The organism is Pyxidicoccus caerfyrddinensis, assembly GCF_010894405.1.
Classification (GTDB): Bacteria; Myxococcota; Myxococcia; order Myxococcales; family Myxococcaceae; genus Myxococcus; species Myxococcus caerfyrddinensis.
Map to the genome: position 1 here is coordinate 1 of NZ_JAAIYA010000103.1, position 1,136 is coordinate 1,136.

Below are 1,136 nucleotides of genomic sequence, written 5' to 3' on the forward strand. Positions count from 1 at the left end.
GAGAGGGTGCGACCCTCAGCCGAGAGTTACTCCCAGAGAGCCAGCTGCGGTGGCCCCAGCGCCGGAGCCAGGCGCGGCGGCTGCTCGGGCAGCTGAAGGTGACGGAGAATGCGCCGGATGACGGCGCCCTGCGTCAGGTATGCCAGCACCCGTCGCTGGCCTGCGCACCTTGGGCACGAGAAGACATCTACTGCGAACGTCCTGCGGAGCAACCCGGCCCAGTCCAGCCTCGGAGCGCGCTGACGCCTCCCGCAGCTGCCCACAGTTGCCGCCCCTGCAGATGGTGCCTCCTCCTCGCCCGAGGCCGCCGCTGCGGGGACCAGAAATGGCCGCAGTTTCGCCCCTGGGGCGAAGACGCCATGGAAGCGCGTCAAATTTGTCCTGGGCGGGGGCACCAGACTGGCCACCCGCCGGAGCAGCTCCAGTCCTGTGAAGAGCAGGTGCGTGGTGCCATCCGGCATGGGCCGCTTCATGCGGTAGGAGATGCGCCCGTCTTCTGCCTCCTCGAAGCGCTCCATCGCGAGGGCTCCCCGCGCTCCGTACCTGCACAGCCGCTCCAGGCCCTCCCTGTCATTTGCATGCAGGTGGGTGTTGGCATGGAGGGAGAAGCCCTCCAGGAAGGCGCAGCGGGGCACCTTCTTGGGCGGTGGCCGCACGTCCAGCCCCGTCCATCGGAAGCGCTGCTGAAGGGACTGGGCCTGATAGGCCTGCCGCGCGTCCTCGGGCCCTTCCCCGGGCAGCGCACCGCGCGTCTCCAGCATGCGTAGCACCCGGTGGCGCAGCACCTCCAGCAGCCGCTCCACCTCCGCCTGGCTGGGTGGCGGCAGCTCGACGAAGCGTACCCCGTCGTCCAGCGGTACCCAGACGCCATCCGGCACCAGCGCATGAAAATGAGGGGTGCACTGGAGCGCGGAACCGAAATACTGGACGTGGGTGACGGCTCCCGTCTGCCCATTGCGCGTGCCCAGCTTCCTTGCCCTTCGGCGCTGTAGGGCGAAGAGCGCGCGCAGGAAGACGGTGAGGACATCCGACAGCAGCCCGCTGTCCTTCAACAGCGCCCAGCGCACCCGGTGCGGGAAGGACAGCGTCCACTGACGGTAGGGCACGTGTGGCAGCACCCGCTCCACCAGGTGCAC

General features: G+C 69.1%; 1 protein-coding gene. It reads right to left on the minus strand.

Going from position 1 to position 1,136, the window contains the following annotated elements; genetic code table 11:
* Nucleotides 1-26 precede the first annotated feature (26 nt).
* On the minus strand, nucleotides 27-1,136 hold a 1,110-nt coding region (locus G4D86_RS53685; protein ID WP_240360974.1), incomplete at its 5' end, for a transposase.